16 protein-coding genes and 1 tRNA gene are annotated in these 16,671 nt (G+C 71.9%); 5 read left to right on the forward strand and 12 right to left on the reverse strand.

Going from position 1 to position 16,671, the window contains the following annotated elements; genetic code table 11:
• The first annotated feature begins 11 nt into the window (after positions 1–11).
• From C8E84_RS05015 to C8E84_RS05025, 3 genes are read left to right on the forward strand one after another with little or no spacing between them, the layout of a single operon-like run.
• Positions 12–503, forward strand: coding sequence for a glutathione peroxidase (locus C8E84_RS05015; RefSeq protein WP_159900014.1), 492 nt, complete (start codon positions 12–14; stop codon positions 501–503).
• On the forward strand, positions 500–1,648 hold the full coding sequence (locus C8E84_RS05020) for a metallophosphoesterase (protein ID WP_159900016.1): 1,149 nt from the start codon (positions 500–502) through the stop codon (positions 1,646–1,648). Before C8E84_RS05015 ends, C8E84_RS05020 begins: the two co-directional genes overlap by 4 nt.
• A gap of 47 nt (positions 1,649–1,695) precedes the next feature.
• Positions 1,696–2,301: a DNA-3-methyladenine glycosylase I gene (locus C8E84_RS05025; RefSeq protein ID WP_159900018.1), complete on the forward strand. Its 606-nt coding sequence runs from the start codon at positions 1,696–1,698 to the stop codon at positions 2,299–2,301.
• A 40-nt stretch (positions 2,302–2,341) separates the two neighbouring features.
• Here C8E84_RS05025 and C8E84_RS05030 read toward each other — a convergent pair whose 3' ends face one another.
• The 6 genes from C8E84_RS05030 to C8E84_RS05055 form a co-directional block, all read right to left on the reverse strand.
• Entirely contained in the window at positions 2,342–3,520 is a 1,179-nt protein-coding gene (locus C8E84_RS05030; protein ID WP_246196793.1) for a YibE/F family protein, read from the reverse strand.
• Positions 3,521–3,853: 333 nt separating this feature from the next.
• Positions 3,854–3,926: transfer RNA gene (locus tag C8E84_RS05035), tRNA-Ala, on the reverse strand.
• Positions 3,927–4,001: 75 nt separating this feature from the next.
• On the reverse strand, positions 4,002–4,667 hold the full coding sequence (locus C8E84_RS05040) for a histidine phosphatase family protein (RefSeq protein ID WP_159900020.1): 666 nt from the start codon (positions 4,665–4,667) through the stop codon (positions 4,002–4,004).
• Positions 4,664–5,044: a ribosome silencing factor gene (gene rsfS / locus C8E84_RS05045; protein WP_159900022.1), complete on the reverse strand. Its 381-nt coding sequence runs from the start codon at positions 5,042–5,044 to the stop codon at positions 4,664–4,666. The genes C8E84_RS05040 and rsfS overlap by 4 nt, the downstream gene beginning before the upstream one ends.
• Positions 5,041–5,673: a nicotinate-nucleotide adenylyltransferase gene (gene nadD / locus C8E84_RS05050; protein ID WP_159900024.1), complete on the reverse strand. Its 633-nt coding sequence runs from the start codon at positions 5,671–5,673 to the stop codon at positions 5,041–5,043. Before nadD ends, rsfS begins: the two co-directional genes overlap by 4 nt.
• Before the next feature lie 11 nt (positions 5,674–5,684).
• Positions 5,685–5,927 (reverse strand): hypothetical protein, encoded by a 243-nt coding sequence (locus C8E84_RS05055; RefSeq protein WP_159900026.1) that lies wholly within the window; start codon positions 5,925–5,927, stop codon positions 5,685–5,687.
• A gap of 529 nt (positions 5,928–6,456) precedes the next feature.
• Between C8E84_RS05055 and C8E84_RS05060 the strand changes: the two genes are divergently transcribed.
• Entirely contained in the window at positions 6,457–7,437 is a 981-nt protein-coding gene (locus tag C8E84_RS05060) for a glycosyltransferase family 2 protein (protein WP_159900028.1), read from the forward strand.
• A gap of 43 nt (positions 7,438–7,480) precedes the next feature.
• Here the strand turns inward: C8E84_RS05060 and C8E84_RS05065 are convergent, their stop codons facing one another.
• On the reverse strand, positions 7,481–8,773 hold the full coding sequence (locus tag C8E84_RS05065; RefSeq protein WP_159900030.1) for a glutamate-5-semialdehyde dehydrogenase: 1,293 nt from the start codon (positions 8,771–8,773) through the stop codon (positions 7,481–7,483).
• 436 nt (positions 8,774–9,209) lie between these two features.
• On the opposite strand from C8E84_RS05065, the gene pdxY reads away from it, so the two are divergent.
• On the forward strand, positions 9,210–10,064 hold the full coding sequence (gene pdxY / locus C8E84_RS05070; protein ID WP_159900032.1) for a pyridoxal kinase PdxY: 855 nt from the start codon (positions 9,210–9,212) through the stop codon (positions 10,062–10,064).
• Positions 10,065–10,077: 13 nt separating this feature from the next.
• Here pdxY and proB read toward each other — a convergent pair whose 3' ends face one another.
• From proB to C8E84_RS05095, 5 genes are all read right to left on the reverse strand, one after another.
• Positions 10,078–11,208: a glutamate 5-kinase gene (proB, locus tag C8E84_RS05075; RefSeq protein ID WP_159900034.1), complete on the reverse strand. Its 1,131-nt coding sequence runs from the start codon at positions 11,206–11,208 to the stop codon at positions 10,078–10,080.
• Positions 11,209–11,213: 5 nt separating this feature from the next.
• Complete coding sequence (gene obgE / locus C8E84_RS05080) at positions 11,214–12,737, reverse strand: GTPase ObgE (RefSeq protein ID WP_159900036.1); 1,524 nt, start codon at positions 12,735–12,737, stop codon at positions 11,214–11,216.
• 123 nt (positions 12,738–12,860) lie between these two features.
• Positions 12,861–13,130 (reverse strand): 50S ribosomal protein L27, encoded by a 270-nt coding sequence (rpmA, locus tag C8E84_RS05085; protein ID WP_159900038.1) that lies wholly within the window; start codon positions 13,128–13,130, stop codon positions 12,861–12,863.
• A gap of 33 nt (positions 13,131–13,163) precedes the next feature.
• Positions 13,164–13,469 (reverse strand): 50S ribosomal protein L21, encoded by a 306-nt coding sequence (rplU, locus tag C8E84_RS05090; RefSeq protein ID WP_159904493.1) that lies wholly within the window; start codon positions 13,467–13,469, stop codon positions 13,164–13,166.
• A gap of 148 nt (positions 13,470–13,617) precedes the next feature.
• Positions 13,618–16,572, reverse strand: coding sequence for an Rne/Rng family ribonuclease (locus C8E84_RS05095; protein ID WP_159900040.1), 2,955 nt, complete (start codon positions 16,570–16,572; stop codon positions 13,618–13,620).
• Positions 16,573–16,671 lie beyond the last annotated feature (99 nt).

Below are 16,671 nucleotides of genomic sequence, written 5' to 3' on the forward strand. Positions count from 1 at the left end.
ACGATGACCTCATGACCACTCTCTCCGACTTCAGCGCCACGACCCTCACCGGACAGGTGCGCAACCTCTCCGACTACGCCGGCCAGGTCGTCCTCGTCGTCAACACGGCCAGCAAGTGCGGCCTGACGCCCCAGTACGAAGGCCTCGAGGCCCTCTACCAGGAGTTCAAGGACGACGGCCTCGTCGTGCTCGGCTTCCCCTGCAACCAGTTCGGCAGCCAGGAGCCCGGCACCGAGGACGAGATCGGCGAGTTCTGCCAGATGAACTACGGCGTGAGCTTCCCGATGTTCGCGAAGATCGACGTCAACGGCGACGACACGCACCCGCTCTTCGAGTGGCTGAAGGCGGAGACCAAGGGCCTGCTCGGTGGCCGGGTGAAGTGGAACTTCACGAAGTTCCTCGTCGGCCGCGACGGTCAGCCGATCAGCCGCTACGCGCCGACGACCGAGCCCGGTGACCTCGCCGACGACATCCGCGCAGCCCTGGCCGACAAGGCGGCATGAGCTCCTGGCTCATCCTCATCCCGCTCGGGGTCTTCGGGGGCTTCATCGCCTTCGTGTGGCACCGTCTGGCGATCGCCCCCGGGTGGCGCCGCCGTTGGGTGAGGTATGTCGTGGCGGCGGTCCTCGTCGTGCTCACGGTGTTCGCGTTCGCCGGGTTCGACGTCTGGGGTGGCTCGTTCACGCCCGCCCAGATGCGGCCGGTGGCCTGGCTCGGCCAGGCGTTCCTCGCCAGCTGTCTCTACCTCTTCCTCGGACTCGTCCCGGTGTGGCTCGCGAGCGTCGCGATCTGGCTGGTGGGCTGGCGCCACGACGACCACGGCCGCTCCGCCCGGCGTCGCCTGAACGCGATCGCGTCGCCCCTCGTGGCGGCCGTCGCGGTCGGGGTCACCGCCTACGGGGCGGTCGAGGCAGCCAATCCGAGCGTGAGTCAGTTCGAGCTGGCCTCCCCGCAGCTGCCGGCGCAGTTCGACGGGGCCAAGGTCGCCCTGATCACCGACGTGCACGCGGGGGCGGTGCGCAGCGCTGCCTTCACCCAGCAGGTCGTCGACCTGGTCAACGAGCAGGAGCCCGACCTCATCGTGCTGGCCGGCGACCTCGTCGACGGCACGGCCGAGCGTTACGCCCCGGAGCTCGCGCCACTGGCCGACCTGCGCGCCCCGCTGGGTGTCTTCGCCACGACGGGCAACCACGAGATGTTCGAGGACACCGTCAACTGGGTGTCGGCGTTCGAGGACGTCGGCCTGGTCGTGCTGGGCAACGAGTCCGTGCCGCTGGAGCGCGGTGGGGCGACCATGGTGCTCGCGGGTGTTCACGACGCCATCGGTGAAGGGGTCTTCGCACCCGACTACGACGCTGCCCTGGCCGGCGTCGACCCCGAAGGCTTCACGCTGCTCGCGGCCCACCAGCCGTTGCAGGCCTTCGAGGTCGAGGGCCGCGGCGTCGACCTCCAGGTCTCCGGGCACACCCACGGCGGTCAGATGTGGCCGATCAACTACCTCGTGCCCCTTCAGCAGCCGATGCTCGAGGGCCGCGGCGACGTCGCCGGCACCCCCGTCATCACCTCGCGTGGTGCCGGGGCGTGGGGGCCGGCGATCCGGGTGGCCGCTCCCCCCGAGGTTCCGATCATCACCCTGAAGCGGTCGTGAGCGGTGCCGCGCGCTGACCAGCGTCCGGCCGTGACCGGCATCCGGCCGTGAGCGAGCCCGGAATCGTCGTCGGTGACGACGGGCTCGCTCGGCCCGCGTGGGCATCGGTCGACCCGCTGCTGCGGGAGTACTACGACACCGAGTGGGGGATGCCGGTGCGCGACGAACGCGGGATGTTCGAGCGGCTGTCCCTCGAGGCCTTCCAGTCGGGGCTGTCGTGGGCGACGATCCTGCGCAAGCGACCGGCCTTCCGCGAGGCGTTCGCCGGCTTCGACCCCAAGGCCGTCGCCGCGTTCGACGACCGCGACGTCGAGCGCCTCATGGGTGACGCCGGGATCGTCCGCAACCGCGCGAAGGTCGCCGCGACGATCACCAACGCCCGGGCCACCCTCGCGCTGCGCGACGACCCCGAGGGCGACCTGGCCGCGTTCGTGTGGTCCTTCCAGCCGGCGGCCACCCCGCGGCCCCGCACCATGGCCGAGGTGCCGACCTCGGCGCCGGAGTCGGTGGCCCTGTCCAAGGCCCTGAAGCGCAAGGGGTTCACCTTCGTCGGGCCGACGACGATGTGGGCGCTCATGGAGGCCATCGGCATCGTCGACACCCACCTGCTCGGCTCCCACCGGCGCGGCACCAGCGGCATCTGGCCGCAGTAGCCACCGACGACCGCCTGGAGCACCGGCACGTGGGCGACCGTCAGGACGACCCGGTCCGAGCCGGCTGCGCGGTGGCCGCTCGGGCCGCGTAGGCAGCCAGCGCCGTGGTCAGCGGGACGGCGGCGATGAGGCCCAGGGTCGCCACGATGCTGCGGACGATCTCCTGCGAGATGAACTGCGTGGTCACCACGTCGGCGAGCGAGGGGTTGTCCGCGGCCACGAGGATGAGCAACGGCAGCGACGCACCCGCGTAGGCCAGCACGATCGTGTTGACGACCGAGGCGATGTGCGACCGCCCGACCCGGCTCGCCGAGCGGTACAGCCGACCGACGCCGTACGTGGGGTTTGCCTCGGCCAGCTCGGACACGATGCTCGCCTGGGTCACCGTGACGTCGTCGAGCACCCCGACCGAGCCGATGATGATGCTCGCCACGAGCAGCCCGGACATCGTGATGCCGTAGCGGTCGCTCACCGACGACGAGACGTCGTCCGTGATGCCGCTCAGCTTCAGGGCACTGACCGAGACGGCCGCGAGCACCCCCGTCAGCACGAGGCTGGCCAACGTGCCGAGGACCGCCACCGTCGAGGTCATCGTGATGCCGTGGGTCAGGTAGAGCACCGTGAGCGTGATCGCGGCCGACCCGACGAGCGCCACGAGCATCGGCGACTCCCCACCGAGGATCGCCGGAACGACGAAGAACATCAGGACGAGGAACGTCACGCCGAGCCCTGCCAACGCGGACAGCCCACGCCACCGCCCGAACGCGAGCAAGGCCAGCACGAAGGCCAGACACACCACGAGCAGCCCGGTGCCGCGCTGGTGGTCCACCACCCCGAACTGCTGCTCCTCGACGCCGGGCACCGCGATGACGACGATGGCGTCACCCTCGACGATCACCGGGGCGCCGGGGCCGTTGGGGAGGTCCACGACCACCGTCCGGCCGGCATCCGCACCCTCGGACAACTCCACCGTCGCGCTCCCGCAGCCGTTGGCCGTCGTCTCCGTGACGTCCGGCGGGCACGGCTCGGGGTGCAGCGCCACCACCGTCGCCTTCAGCTCGGGTGGCGCCGGGTTCTCCGAGTCCGCAGGCGCTGCGTCAGGCCAGAGCCACAGCACCGCGCCCAGGGTCAGCAGCGCCAAGGCGAGCACGACGGCGCGTGCGACCCGGCGCATCTGCCGGGTGTCGCTGGATCCGTGCTTGGCGTGGACGCCGCCCATGGTGGTGCTCTCCCTCTCCGTCCTCGGTGCGCTTCATCCTCACATGGACGTGAGGGGTGGTCGGATGCCGTTCTCGCTCGGTGCGCTGCCTTCTCACTTGGAGCTGGTGGGATGCCGTTCTCGCTCGTTGCGCTGCTCCCTCACCTGGAGCTGAGGGGAGCCGTCACGTGGGGGCGCTTCGCGCCGGGGGGTCCTCCCGAATCCCCGCCATCGCCTTCGACAGCAAAGACTGAAGGGACTCCGTCGCTCGTCCCTCGCTCCTCCTCGAATCACTGAGTTCGATAACGCGAAGAAGGACCGGACGAAAAGCGTGTCCGGTCCTTCTTCGCGTTGTGGAGCTGAGGGGATTCGAACCCCTGACCCCCTCCATGCCATGGAGGTGCGCTACCAACTGCGCTACAGCCCCTTGCGGTTGTCGCTCCCCTGGTGGGGGGCGACGGTGAAGTTTACCCATGCCCCCCCGCGCCTGACCAAATCGGCCTCAGGGAGGCGACGAACCGGCCTGCGACGGCACCCCGGACGACGCGTTCCACGTGTGCAGCATCCACCCGTGCCGCCCCTCACGCAGCTCACCCCAGTGGCAGTTGCCGAGCCCGCCGAGCAGGCGCCAGGCCACCGCGAGGTCGAGATCGAGCACCCACGACGCCACCGCCCGCGCAGCCGCCCCGTGCGTGGACACCACGGCGCACTCCCCCGCCGGCAGGTCCGAGAGCAGCTCGTCCAGGGCCTCCCCGACCCGGGCCAGCACGTCCCCCATCGTCTCGCCGTCGTCCCCGCGGCGCACGTCCTCACCGCGCAGCGCAGCCGCCCGCAGCTCGGGCCAGCCCTGCGCGACCTCCTGCGCCGTCAACCCCTGCCACGCCCCCGCGTGGATCTCCCGGAACCGCGCATCGACCTCGACCCGGATGCCGGTCGCCCGGCCCACGCTCTGCGCCGTGCGCCGGGCACGGGAGAGGTCGGAGGTGACGATGCGCGACGGCGACAGGGCCGCGACAGCCGGCCCAGCGGCATCCGCCTGGGCAACACCGACGTCGGACAACGGCACGTCGAGCTGCCCCTGCCAGATGCCGGCCGCGTTGTGCCCGGTCTCGCCGTGGCGAAGGACGATCAGGCGCCGCCTGCCGCCGCGTGCAGGCGCTGGGCTCACCGACCGCCCTGCTCGGTGCCGACGACGCCGAGGTCGATGCTCGGGCAGTCCTTCCAGAGCCGCTCGAGCTCGTAGAACGAGCGCTCCTCGTCGTGCTGGACGTGAACGACGATGTCGGAGAAGTCGATGAGCACCCAACGGCCCTCGCGCTGCCCCTCACGGCGCACCGGCTTGGAGCCCATCTCGCGCAGGGTGTCCTCCACCTCGTCGACGATCGAGCCGACCTGGCGCTCGGACTCCGCGGAGACGATGACGAAGACGTCGGTCAGCGCGAGCTGCTCCGAGACGTCGATGCCGGTGATGGTCGTGGCGAGCTTGTCGGCGGCGGCGGAGGCGGCCGCCCTGGCCAGCTCGAGCGCGCGGTCGGTGGCGGTCATGGTGCTCCCGGTGAGGCGTGAGGTGATGGTGCTGAGGATGGGGTGGCTGTGGGTGATGAGTAGAGGTGGTGCTTGGAGATGTACTGCACGACGCCGTCGGGCACGAGGTACCAGACCGGCTCCCCGCGGGCCACCCGCTCTCGGCAGTCGGTCGAGCTGATGGCCATGGCCGGCACCTCCTGGAGGTCGACCCGGTCGGCGGGCAGTCCGGACTCGGACAGCTCGTAGCCGGGGCGGGTCACCCCGATGAAGCGGGCGAGGTCGAACAGCTCGTCGGAGTCCTTCCACGACAGGATCTGCGCCAACGCGTCGGCGCCGGTGATGAAGAACAGCTCGTCGTCAGGCCGTTGCGCGTGCAGGTCACGCAGGGTGTCGATGGTGTACGTCGGGCCGTCACGGTCGATGTCGACGCGCGAGACGGTGAAGCGCGGGTTGGATGCCGTGGCCACCACCGTCATGAGGTAGCGGTGTTCGGCGGGGGCGACGTCGCGGCCCTGCTTCTGCCAGGGCTCACCCGTGGGGACGAAGACGACCTCGTCGAGGCCGAACAGCGACTGGGCCTCCGAGGCGGCGACGAGGTGCCCGTGGTGGATGGGGTCGAAGGTGCCGCCCATCACCCCGAGCCGCATGCGTGCCGTGCTCAGTGGTGGCCGGGGTGTTCGGGCCAGTGCGCCGTGTCACCCTCGGGCGCGGTGTGCTGCTCGCCGTGGGCGCCGTGCGCGGTCGGGGGCGCGTACTTCTGGGCCGTGCCGCGGAAGGACCACGTGAGGCCGAGCAGGAAGGCGAACGCCAGGAGACCGATCACGCCGAACATCCACGGCGGCATGGGCAGCTCGCGGTGCGCGGCCTCCTCGGCCAGGAAACGGGTCACGGTCATCGACATGGGGGCCAGCCTAGCGCGTCCGCTGTCCACGAATGTCGTCCACAGCCCTGTGTACAACACGGGTCTGCCGCACGGGGCCTGTGGACGGCGAGGAGCACGATTGACCGGTCACCGATTGGCTGCCCGTTTCCTTGCGAGGCCCCCACCTCGGCGACTAGAACTGACACCACGCCCCTGCTGGACAGCACCGACGCCTCGGCGCCGGAGCGGCACCCGGGGGGCAGGTCGTACGGATAACGGCACACCGCTCCCGCCCCGCAAGGGACGGGACGTGCGGGCCCTCGGGCTCGTGCGACGCGCGCGACGGCGCGGGTGCCGCGGCCGTTCGACCTGAGTCGAAGCCCGTCCTGACCCCAGGGCGGCGCCACCGTCGCGTGGCAGACCGTGCGGGAGACCACACGGACCGACCGGCTCGACACGTCGGCAGCAGTCGACCGGCGAGGGCCCCCGATCTCATACTCGGGGGCCCTCGGCCGTCTCCGGGCGTGACCTGAGCGGCTCGAGTCCGTGGGCCGCCTAGTCTTGGCCCATGCCGGAGACTGTCGAGGGAGCGCGCTCGCCCGTCGAGCTCAGTGTCGTGATCCCGGTGTACAACGAGGAGGCGGTGCTCCCGCTTCTCGTCGACCGGCTGCGACCGCTGGCCGACTCGTGGGGGGTCAGCTACGAGGTGCTGTGCGTCGACGACGGCTCGAGCGACGCCACCCCCGTTCTCCTGCAACGACTTCGGCGTGAGTGGCCGCAGGTTCGCGTGGTCCGGCTGCGGGCGAACGCCGGCCACCAGGCGGCCATCTCGGCCGGACTGGCGCGCGCTCGTGGTGACTGGGTCGCCACCATCGACGCCGATCTCCAGGATCCTCCCGAGGCCATCGGCGAGATGCTCGCCGTCGCCCGCGCCGAGGGTGTCGACGTGGTCTACGGCGTGCGGGGCGACCGCGCGAGCGACACCGCCTTCAAGCGCCTGTCCGCCCGGGCGTTCTACCGCTCGATCCGGGCGTTGTCGGCGGTCGACGCCCCGGTGGATGCCGGCGACTTCCGGCTCATGTCCCGCGCCACGGTGGATGCCGTGAACGCCCTTCCCGAACACCACCGGGTGCTGCGCCTCGTCGTCCCGGCCCTGGGGTTCCCGAGCGCGTCGGTGTCCTACACCCGGGCAGCCCGCGCGGCCGGGGAGTCGAAGTACCCGCTGGGCAAGATGATCCGCCTTTCCGTGGACAGCCTCACGGGCTTCTCGATCGCCCCGCTGCGGTTCGCCACCTGGCTCGGGCTGCTCGGCGGGGTCGCCGCCCTGGGGGTGCTCGTGTATGCCGTCATCGCCATGCTGCTCGGCAACACCCTGCCCGGATGGACCTCGACCGTGGTCATCGTCGCCGCCGTCGGGGCGGTGCAGCTGCTGGCACTCGGGATCCTCGGCGAGTACGTCGGGCGGATGTACGCCATGCTCCAGGGCAGGCCGTCGTACTACGTCGCGCACGACTCGCTGGTGGACTCATCAGCCCGGGCGCGACACTGACCCTCGCTGCGTGGCTCAACGTCGCTGAGAGGCTGAACCGAGGTCAGGCGCGGACCTGACCGTCGCCCTCGACGACCCACTTGGTGGTCGTCAGCTCGGGCAGTGCCATCGGCCCGCGCGCGTGCAGCTTCTGGGTCGAGATGCCGATCTCGGCACCGAAGCCGAACTCACCACCGTCGGTGAACCGGGTGCTCGCGTTGACCATGACGGCGGCTGCGTCGACCTCGGCGGTGAAGCGGCGGGCGGCTCCGCGGTCCTCGGTGACGATGGCCTCGGTGTGGCCCGACCCGTAGGTGGCGATGTGCTCAAGGGCCTGGTCGAGGTCGTCGACGACCCGCACCGACATCTCGAGCCCGTGGAACTCGGTGGCGAAGTGCTCGTCGGTGGCCACGTCGTGGGCGACGCCCGCGACGTCGGCCTGTGCACCGGCATCCGCATCGGTGTGCAGGACGACGCCCTCCCCCGCGAGCGCTGACAGGGCCTTGGGCAGGAACGCGGCGGCGACGTCGCGGTGCACGAGCAGCGACTCGGCGGCGTTGCACACGCTGGGGCGGTGGGTCTTGGAGTTGACGGTGATCGCGAGCGCCTTGTCGAGGTCGGCGCGGGCGTCGACGTAGACGTGGCAGTTGCCGATGCCGGTCTCGATGACGGGCACCGTCGACTCGGTGACGACGCTCTGGATGAGCCCCGCTCCGCCGCGCGGGATCAGCAGGTCGACCTGGCCGCGGGCGGTCATCAGGGCACGAACGGCGCCGTGGCCACCCTCGAGGAGGCCCACGGCATCCGCGGGCAGGCCTTGGGCGGTGAGCGAGGCGCGCAGCACGGCGACCGTGGCGCGGTTGGTCCCAGCGGCGGCGCTGCCCCCACGCAGGATGACCGCGTTGCCGGACTTCAGGCCGAGGCCGGCCGCGTCGACGGTGACGTTGGGGCGGGCCTCGTAGATCATGCCGATGACACCCATGGGCACCCGGATCTGGCGGATCTGCAGGCCGTTGGCCAGGGTCGAGCCGCGCACGACCTCGCCGACCGGGTCGGGCAGGGCCGCGATGTCGCGCAGGGCCTGGGCGACGGCGGCGACGCGCGGGGGGTCCAGGCGCAGTCGGTCCTGGAGGCTCTGCGGCATGTCGTTCTCGCGGCCACGGGCGAGGTCGAGCTCGTTGGCGGCGACGATCTCGTCGGTGGCGGCGTCGAGGGCGTCGGCGAGGGTGCGCAGCGCGGCATCCTTGTCGGCGCGCGAGAGCAGGGCCAGGCGGCGCGAGGCGGCGCGGGCGGCCTGCGCGAGCACGCGGACCTGCTCGACGTCGGCGGGGTCGATGCCGGAGGTGCGGTCAGTCATGGCACAAGGGTAGGTCGTCGCTCGGTTCGGCTGCGCCGAGGTGGCTGCGCTCGGGGTGCGGGCGCTCGAGGGCTCGAGGGCTCGACGCCGACACAGATTCGGGCGCTTGCGATCCTGTGCCCTTGGGGGAGACCCCACGGCGGGCAGTCCGGATGCTTCACGTGGCGAGCCACCCCGCTGCACGAACCAACTTTGGGATGGATCACCTCGTGAGCCACCCCGCTGCACGAACCAACTTTGGGATGGATCGCGTCGTGAGCCGGGCTGGCTCACCGTGTGAAGCATCCGGACGTCTGTCATCGCGGTACCTGTTGGGGCCGCCACGCACCGAAGGTGCAGATGCAGAATCGGCCCCGGAGCTTGGCGTCCGGCCCCGCCCCCCGGCATCGCGCGATCGGCCGATCGAGGGACGCCCACGGTCTGGGAGGATGGGCGGGTGACCACGATCCTGTCCATCCAGTCCTCGGTGGCGTACGGCCACGTCGGCAACTCAGCCGCAGTCTTTCCGCTCCAGCGCCTCGGTGTCGAGGTGTGGCCCGTGCACACGGTGCACTTCTCCAACCACACCGGGTACGGCGCGTGGCGCGGCCCCCTCATGGCACCCGAGGACGTCCGCGAGGTCATCACCGGCATCGAGGAGCGCGGCGCCCTGCCCGAGGTCGACGCGGTGCTCTCCGGCTACCAGGGGGGCGAGCAGATCGGGGACGTCATCCTCGACGCGGTCGCCCGCACCAAGGCCGCCAACCCGAGCGCGATCTACGCCTGCGACCCCGTCATGGGCAACGCGGCATCCGGCTGCTTCGTGCACCCGGCGATCCCCGTGCTGCTGCGCGAGAAGGTCGTGCCGCAGGCCGACCTCATCACGCCGAACCAGTTCGAGCTCGGCTTCCTCACCGACACCGAGCCCGGCGACCTCGACTCGACCCTGGAGTCGGTCGAGCGGGCGCGGGCCATGGGGCCGGGCACCGTGCTCGTCACGAGCGTGCTGCGCCCCGACCGCCCCGAGGGCACCATCGAGATGCTGGCCGTCCACGGCGACGGCGCCTGGATCGTGCAGACCCCGCAGCTGCCGATGAAGGCCAACGGGTCGGGTGACGTCACGGCCGCGCTGTTCACCGCGCACCTGCTGGAGAGCGGGGATGCCGGGGTCGCGCTCGGGCGCACCGTGTCCAGTGTGTTCGACCTCCTCACCCGCACGCACGAGTCCGGCCGTCGGGAGCTTCAGCTCGTGCAGAGCCAGGACGAGATCGCCAACCCGCGGAGGCAGTTCGAGGTCCGTCAGCTCCGCTGAGGGTGGGCGCGGGTCAGAGGACGACGAGGTCGTCGCGGTGGATGACCTCTCGCTCGTACGCCGGCCCCAGGTCGCGGGCCAGGTCGCGCGTCGACTTCCCGAGCAGGCGGGGCAGTTCGGATGCCGCGTAGTTGACCAGGCCGCGCGCGATCACCGTGCCGTCGGGGGCGCACACGTCGACCGGGTCCCCCGCAGCGAACCCGCCCTCGACGCCGGTGATACCCGCAGGCAGCAGGGACTTGCGGCGGTCGGTCACCGCGGCCACGGCGCCTGCGTCGAGCACGAGCCGACCGCGGGCCGTCGTGGCGTGGGCGAGCCAGCGCTTGCGGGAGGCGCGGGTCGCGGCGGCCGGGGCGAAGACGGTGCCCCGGTCCTCCCCGGCGAGCGCGCCTGAGACGTCGGCCAGCCGGGTCAACAACGTCGGGATGCCGGCCCCACCGGCGATGCCGGCCGCCTCCACCTTGGTCACCATGCCGCCGCTGCCGACCGAGGAGCCGGTGCCGCCGATGCGCACGGCGTCGAGGTCGGCCACGGTCTCGACGAGCGGGACCCGACGAGAGCCCCCCTGCGACGGCGGGCCGTCGTAGAGCGAGTCGACGTCGGTGAGCAGCACGAGCGCGTCGGCCCCGACGAGGTCGGCCACCAGGGCGGCGAGCCGGTCGTTGTCGCCGAAGCGGATCTCCTGGGTCGCCACCGTGTCGTTCTCGTTGACGATCGGCACGATCCCGAGCTCGAGCAGGCGCTCGAGGGTGCGCCGGGCATTGGTGTAGTGCGCCCGCCGGGTCACGTCGTCCGCGGTGAGCAGCACCTGCCCGACCGTGAGCCCGTGGGCGGAGAACGCCGCCTGGTAGGCCGCCACGAGGGCCCCCTGGCCGACCGACGCAGCCGCCTGCTGCGTCGCGAGGTCCGTGGGTCGGCGGGAGAGCCCGAGCGGGCCGATGCCGGCCGCGATGGCGCCCGACGACACGAGCACGACCTGACGCCCCTGCGCCCGGCGCGTCGCCAGGACGTCGACCAGCGCCGAGAGGGCGCCGTGGTCGAGGTGACCGCCGTCGGCGCTGGTCAGCGACGACGACCCGACCTTGACCACGAGGCGCTGCCCCGCACCCACGGTGCGCCGCAAGCGAGCGGCGGTGTCCGGCATCCGGCTCAGTCCTCGTCGGTGACGGAGGCCCAGTGCCCTGCCCGCCGCTCCGTCGCGAGCTCGTCACGCGCAACCGTCTGGGCGTCCTTGCGCGCGTGGAACTCCTCGCGCTTCTGGGTGCGGGTCTTGCGGCCCTCGTTCTCGAAGCGCACGTCGGTGCCGCGGGGGCCGGTGAGCAGCTCGGCACCGGCGGACATCGTGGGCTCCCAGTCGAAGACGACCGCGTTGTCCTCCGGGCCGACGAGCACCGTCGAGCCGGAGACTGCGCCGGCCTTGAGCAGGGCGTCCTCGACACCGAGGCGGTTGAGCCGGTCCGCGAGGTAGCCCACGGCCTCGTCGTTGGAGAAGTCGGTCTGGCGCACCCAGCGGGTGGGGCGCTCACCGATGACGCGGAAGAGCTCACCGTCGGGGGTGTTCTCGCGGCGCACGTGGAAGCCGGCGTCGTCGACCGCGGTCGGGCGGATGATGACGCGCGGACGGTCTGGCACCCGGGCGAGGACCTCGGCGCGGGCCTCGTTGACGTGGCGCGCCAGGGCGAAGGTCAGCTCCTTGAGGCCGGTGTGCGCCACGGCGGAGATGATGTGCACCTCGAGGCCGCGCTCCTCGAGCATCGGCTTGACCATCTCGGCCAGGTCGCGCGCCTCGGGCACGTCGGCCTTGTTGAGCACGATGATCCGGGTGCGGTCGGACAGCGGGCGACCCCCGAGGGTGTCGTCGGTGACGTACGCGGCGAGCTCGGCCTCGATGACCTCGAGGTCGGTCATCGGGTCACGGCCGGGCTCCAGCGTGGCGCAGTCGACGACGTGCACGAGCACCGAGCAGCGCTCGACGTGGCGCAGGAACTCCAGCCCAAGACCCTTGCCCTCGCTCGCGCCGGGGATGAGCCCGGGCACGTCGGCGATGGTGTAGCGCATCGACCCGGCGGTGACAACGCCGAGGTTCGGCACGAGTGTCGTGAACGGGTAGTCGGCGATCTTCGGCCGGGCAGCCGACACGACGGAGACCAGCGAGGACTTGCCGGCACTCGGGAACCCGATGAGCGCGACGTCGGCAAGCGACTTCAGCTCGAGCACGATGTCGGCGGTCTCGCCCGGCTCACCGAGCAGCGCGAAGCCGGGAGCCTTGCGCCGCGGGCTGGCCAGCGCCTTGTTGCCCAGCCCCCCACGACCGCCGCGGGCCACGACGAAGGTGGTGTCGTGCCCGACCAGGTCGGCCAGCACGGTGCCGTTGGCGTCCTTGACGACGGTGCCCTCTGGCACGGTCAGGACGAGGTCGGCGCCGTCGCCACCGTTGCGCTCGTCCCCCGCGCCGGGCTTGCCGTTCGCGGCCTTGCGGTGCGGCGTGTGGTGGTAGTCGAGCAGCGTGGTGGCCTGCGGGTCGACGGCGAGGATGACCGAGCCACCGCGCCCGCCGTTGCCGCCGTCGGGGCCACCGAGCGGCTTGAACTTCTCACGCTTGACCGATGCGACGCCGTGGCCGCCGTTTCCTGCAGCGACGTGCAGCACGACGCGATCGACGAAGGTCGTCATGCCTGCGCTCCTGACAAAGGGGTGGTGATGGTGCTCGATGGATGCCGTGAGGGGCGGGCCAGCACGGGCCCGCCCCTCAAACGGCGTGGGTGAAGCGGCCGGGCGTGGACGCCCGGCGTGCGATCACTGGGCGGAGACGGACTCCGGCTCGATGATGTTGACGGTCTTGCGGCCGCGCTTGCTGCCGAACTTGACCGCACCCGCGACGAGCGCGAACAGCGTGTCGTCGCCGCCACGGCCGACGCCGTCGCCGGGGTGGAAGTGCGTGCCGCGCTGGCGGACGAGGATCTCGCCGGCCTTGACGGTCTGACCGCCGAAGCGCTTCACGCCGAGGTACTGGGCGTTGCTGTCACGACCGTTGCGGGTCGAGGACGCACCCTTCTTGTGTGCCATGTCTGTAGTCCTTTACGTGAGTTCCGGCGCGGATCAGGCGTCGATGCCGGTGATCTTGACCTGGGTGAGCGGCTGGCGGTGACCCTGGCGCTTGCGGTACCCGGTCTTGTTCTTGTACTTCAGGATCGTGATCTTGGGGCCCTTGGCCGCCTTGACCACCTCGGCGGTGACCTTGACCTTGGCGAGCTTGCTCGCGTCACTGGTCACGGTGCCACCGTCGACGACCAGCAGCGGCTGCAGCTGGATCTCGTCGCCGGCCTGGCCGATCTTGTCGATGAGCAGGACATCGCCGACGGAAACCTTCTCCTGGCGACCACCTGCGCGCACAATCGCGTACACGGTCTGACTCACTTTCGTTACGGGCACGTCTCCTGGATGACCGGCCGATAGCGACCCCGTGGACGACACGGGACATCAGCTCGGTGGACGCACCGACTGCACAGACTACCGGGGGCCCCGGCAGCCCTCCAAATCACGGGCCGGCGGATCAGGCCGTCGGCTCGGGCTGCGTGCTCACACCCCGCGGCGGACCGGCCGGGGCGACGACCCGGCCACGCTTGCGGCGGCCTCGCGGCGCCGGAGCAGGCTCAGGCGCGGGCTCGGGCTCGGGCTCGGGCTCGGGCGCCTCAGGCTCAGCAGCCTCGACCACAGCAGCCTCTGCCACGGCAGCCTCTGCGACGTCAGCCTCTGCGATGGGGGCCTCGGCGGGGATGCCGTCAGCCGGCACCTCCGCGGCGGCCTCGGCCTCGGCCCGCCGCAGCGCCGCCGCGTGCGCGGCCGCAGCGATCTGGGCGGCCGTGGGACCCGACGGGGTGCGGACCTCCTCGACCGGTGCCACGGCATCCGACCCGCCGTTCGACGAACCACCGGCAGCCGGGGTCCCCCGACGGCCACGGCCCGAGCGCGACGGCGCGGCGTTGGCGCCGCCGACGTCGTTCGCCCCGGCGCGGTCGATCGGCTCGGAGTGCACGACGATGCCGCGCCCGGAGCAGTGCTCGCAGGTCTCCGAGAAGACCTCGACCAGGCCGGACCCGACGCGCTTGCGGGTCATCTGCACCAGGCCGAGCGAGGTGACCTCGGCCACCTGGTGCTTCGTGCGGTCACGGCCCAGGCACTCCAGGAGCCGGCGCACGACGAGGTCGCGGTTGGACTCCAGGACCATGTCGATGAAGTCGACGACGATGATGCCGCCGATGTCGCGCAGGCGCAGCTGGCGGACGATCTCCTCGGCGGCCTCGAGGTTGTTCTTGGTGACCGTCTCCTCGAGGTTGCCCCCGGCACCGATGAACTTGCCGGTGTTGACGTCGACGACGGTCATGGCCTCGGTGCGGTCGATGACGAGCGACCCACCCGAGGGCAGCCACACCTTGCGGTCCATCGCCTTGGCGATGGCCTCGTCGATGCGGTGCGCCGCGAACACGTCGGCCTCGGAGGTCCAGCGCTGCAGGCGCGGCGCCAGGTCGGGGGCGACGTCCTCGACGTACTGGCTGACCTCGGACCACGCCTTGTCGCCGGAGACGACGAGCGAGGTGAAGTCCTCGGTGAAGACGTCGCGGATGACGCGCACGGTGAGGTCGGGCTCGCCGTGCAGCAGGGCGGGGGCGCCGCCGCTGCCGGCCTTCTTGGCCCCGGCCGACTCGGCCTTGGCCTTGATCTTCTCCCAGATCTTCGTCAGGCGCTCGACGTCGGCGCGCAGCTCCTCCTCGGAGGCCCCCTCGGCGGCGGTGCGCACGATGACACCGGCGTGGTCGGGCACGACCTCCTTGAGGATGGCCTTGAGGCGGGCCCGCTCGGTGTCGGGGAGCTTGCGGGAGATGCCCGTCATCTGCCCCTCGGGCACGTAGACGAGGTACCGCCCGGGCAGGCTGATCTGCGAGGTCAGGCGAGCACCCTTGTGCCCGATCGGGTCCTTGGTGACCTGGACGAGGACGGTGTCGCCCGAGGACAGCGCGTTCTCGATGCGGCGGGCCTGCCCACCCTCGAGCCCGGCGGCGTCCCAGTTGACCTCACCGGCGTAGAGCACGGCGTTGCGGCCCTTGCCGATGTCGACGAAGGCGGCCTCCATCGAGGGCAGGACGTTCTGCACCCGGCCGAGGTAGACGTTGCCGGCCATCGACGACGTGGTCTCGCGTGAGACGTAGTGCTCGACGAGCACGCCGTCCTCGAGCACGCCGATCTGGGTGCGGTCTCCACGGCCGCGCACGACCATGACCCGCTCGACGCTCTCGCGACGGGCCAGGAACTCGGCCTCGGTGATGATCGTGCGGCGACGACCGGCCTCCCGGCCCTCGCGGCGACGCTGCTTCTTGGCCTCGAGGCGCGTGGAGCCCTTGACGGCGGTGGGCTCGTCCCGCTGGCCGCGGGGCTCGCGCACCCGGGTGACGGTGCCGGGCGGGTCGTCACCCTCGCCGTCACCACTGCCTGCGCCGCGGCGGCGGCGGCGACGGCGACGGCTCGAGACCGACTCGCCGTCGGTGTCCCCGGCGGAGTCCTCGGGCCCGGTGCCGCTGACCTGCTCGGCGTCGGTGGAGTCGGCGGATGCCGTGGCCCCCTTGTCGTCCTCACCCTGGCTTCGCCCACGGCGGCCTCGACCGCCACGGCGACGGCGTCCACGGCCGACGGTGTCTGCGTCCTCGGAGGCGCGTTCCGCCGTGACGGACTCCTCCTGGCCGGCGGCGACTGCGTCGTCAGCGGCCACCTCGTCGACAGCGTCCGCGTCGACGTCTGCGGAGGTCGCCACGGTCTCGGCAGCTGACTCATCGACCGCGGGGCGCTCGACCGGGGCCTGCACGGGAGCGGTGGCCCGGCGGCGGCGCGGGGCGACCGGCTCAGGGGCCTGGAAGAGCATGGACAGGCCAGGGGCCGCGGGCAGGGGCGACACGTCGTCGACGGGAGCAGCGGCCTCGGCGGCGCCGGCGGGAACGGCGGCCTCGGCGTCTGCGGCCTCCTCGTCGTCCTCGTCGATCGGCAGGAGCAGGTCGGCCGTGCCCGGCTCGAGCAGCGAGAGGTCGTCGAGCAACACCTCGGCCGGGGCCTTGGTCGCCCCTGCGCGCTTGCTCGACCGCGGGGACTTCGCGGCCTTGGTCGCGCGCCTGGCCTTGGGCGCCTCGGCGGGTGCCGGGGCGTCACCGTCCGTGCCCTCAGCGGAGTCGGCCACGTCGGCGGGTGCGGCGGCCTCCCCATCGGCAGCGCTCGGCGCGAGGTCGGTGCCCTGGGCTGCCGGGGCGGCCTTCTTCGCAGCGCGCTTGCGCGGGGCCCGCTTGGCGGGCGCGGGGGTGACGTCGCCGGCATCGGCGGCCACGGCATCCGCGGCGTCCGTGACGCTCTCGGCGGCCGGCGCGGCGGCCTTCTTCGTGGCGCGGCGGCGCTTGGGCTTCTCGGCGGGCGCCTGGTCTGCGGCGGCCGTCTCGAGCGTCGTGGTGGTGTCGTTCTGGGAAGCCATGAGGCCCCTTCCGTCATCCACGTGGGCGACGACCACACCGGTTCCGGCCCCAACTTCTGACCGGTCCCTCGCCGACCGCGTGGTGCGATCGGATCGTGC

The organism is Ornithinibacter aureus, assembly GCF_009858245.1.
GTDB lineage: Bacteria > Actinomycetota > Actinomycetes > Actinomycetales > Dermatophilaceae > Fodinibacter > Fodinibacter aureus.

What these genes read in the sequence shown, in the direction of transcription:
- C8E84_RS05015 (WP_159900014.1), top strand. Translation starts at nt 12, where the DNA reads ATGACCACTCTCTCCGACTTCAGCGCCACGACCCTCACCGGACAGGTG.
- C8E84_RS05020 (WP_159900016.1), top strand. Translation starts at nt 500, where the DNA reads ATGAGCTCCTGGCTCATCCTCATCCCGCTCGGGGTCTTCGGGGGCTTC.
- C8E84_RS05030 (WP_246196793.1), bottom strand. Translation starts at nt 3,520, where the DNA reads ATGGGCGGCGTCCACGCCAAGCACGGATCCAGCGACACCCGGCAGATG.
- rsfS (WP_159900022.1), bottom strand. Translation starts at nt 5,044, where the DNA reads ATGACCGCCACCGACCGCGCGCTCGAGCTGGCCAGGGCGGCCGCCTCC.
- nadD (WP_159900024.1), bottom strand. Translation starts at nt 5,673, where the DNA reads ATGCGGCTCGGGGTGATGGGCGGCACCTTCGACCCCATCCACCACGGG.
- C8E84_RS05055 (WP_159900026.1), bottom strand. Translation starts at nt 5,927, where the DNA reads ATGTCGATGACCGTGACCCGTTTCCTGGCCGAGGAGGCCGCGCACCGC.
- C8E84_RS05060 (WP_159900028.1), top strand. Translation starts at nt 6,457, where the DNA reads ATGCCGGAGACTGTCGAGGGAGCGCGCTCGCCCGTCGAGCTCAGTGTC.
- C8E84_RS05065 (WP_159900030.1), bottom strand. Translation starts at nt 8,773, where the DNA reads ATGACTGACCGCACCTCCGGCATCGACCCCGCCGACGTCGAGCAGGTC.
- proB (WP_159900034.1), bottom strand. Translation starts at nt 11,208, where the DNA reads ATGCCGGACACCGCCGCTCGCTTGCGGCGCACCGTGGGTGCGGGGCAG.
- obgE (WP_159900036.1), bottom strand. Translation starts at nt 12,737, where the DNA reads ATGACGACCTTCGTCGATCGCGTCGTGCTGCACGTCGCTGCAGGAAAC.
- rpmA (WP_159900038.1), bottom strand. Translation starts at nt 13,130, where the DNA reads ATGGCACACAAGAAGGGTGCGTCCTCGACCCGCAACGGTCGTGACAGC.
- C8E84_RS05095 (WP_159900040.1), bottom strand. Translation starts at nt 16,572, where the DNA reads ATGGCTTCCCAGAACGACACCACCACGACGCTCGAGACGGCCGCCGCA.